General features: G+C 70.3%; 1 protein-coding gene and 1 pseudogene. Both read right to left on the bottom strand.

Going from position 1 to position 1,147, the window contains the following annotated elements; translation table 11 throughout:
* A partial coding sequence (locus tag ACF8ML_RS18385) for a DUF6531 domain-containing protein (RefSeq protein ID WP_392407596.1) occupies positions 1–805 on the bottom strand: 805 nt, incomplete at its 3' end.
* Positions 806–892: 87 nt separating this feature from the next.
* Positions 893–1,147: pseudogene (locus ACF8ML_RS18380) on the bottom strand (type VI secretion system tip protein VgrG); the annotation flags it as partial.

Below are 1,147 nucleotides of genomic sequence, written 5' to 3'. Positions count from 1 at the left end.
GCGCGTCCTTGCCGCCGTGGATGCGCTGGTGCAGCAGGCGGTAGCGCCGGCCTGTGCCGTCGCTCAGGGAGACCAGGCGGCCTGCGGGCAGCGGTTCCGGACTGCCGTTGACGTCCGGGGCCGTGGTCTTGCCGTCGCTGTAGTGGTAGAGCTGGCGGCGTCCGAAGCGGTCGATCTGGGCCATGAGGCGCCAGGGGCCATCGACCGACTCACCGGGCGGGGGGCCAAAGCCCCAGAGGGTGTCGCCATCGCCGCTGAAGGCCAGGATGGCCTCGGGATTGCACGCCAGCGCCGCCTCCACATGCGACCAGCGCGGGTTCGCAGCCCAGGGCGCTGTGCCGCCGTCCGGCTCCGGGCTGCCGCCGCGCAGCAGCCAGATGTCTTCGCTGGCACTGTGCAGCTGGCCGCCCGGGGCCAGGGGCTGGTCGAAGGTGATGACGCGGCCGCTGGCGTCCAGCAGCAAGGTGGCCTCTTCCTGCAGGCGGATGCTGAGCTCCTGCAGCAGGTGCCAGCCATGGCCCAGCAGGCCGCAGGCCGCGCCGTGCTCGGGGTTGACGTAGCTGCTGTACTGGCGCTGCCAGGCCACGGGCAGCGCAGCCGATGGCAGGGCGAAGTCCAGGTCTTGTGCGCCCAGCAGGACCTTGGCGCCGAGCTGGGGGTTGACGGGGGAGCTGACGGTGATGCCACCTGGGCAGACGGAGCAGGCCAGGCCCCCCTGGCTGCCGATGAGCACGGTGCGCGAGCCGGTGACGATCTTGCCCTTGACGACGCTGTCGGTGATGCGGGCTGCGGGTTGGCCACTCATGCGAGGCTGCTCCTGGAGAGGTGAGAGAGAACGGGACGGCGGATGCGGAAGATGCGGGGAATGCAGGGGCTGCAGGACATGCGGGCCTCAGCAGTTGAGCCGGTCCATGGGCGAGAGGATCTGGATGTCGCCGGGCGTGATGCGGATGGTGCTTTTGCCGCAGGTCAGCAGGATTTCCTGCTGGGCTTCGAGCCGGATCTTGGCGGCATTGAGCTGGATGCTTTGTCCATCCATGGTGAGCTGCGAGGCCTTGCCACCTCCGCCTGCACCCCCACCACCGCCGCCATCGCCCCCACCGGGCGCCGTGATGTTCATGGCCATGCCGCCACCGGCGCCACCTCC

Source organism: Delftia sp. WSY_10 (genome assembly GCF_043104705.1).
In the GTDB taxonomy this organism is placed as follows: Bacteria; Pseudomonadota; Gammaproteobacteria; order Burkholderiales; family Burkholderiaceae_C; genus Comamonas; species Comamonas tsuruhatensis.
Note: the sequence above shows the minus strand (reverse complement) of the source record. Positions and strands in the feature narration are given on the sequence as shown.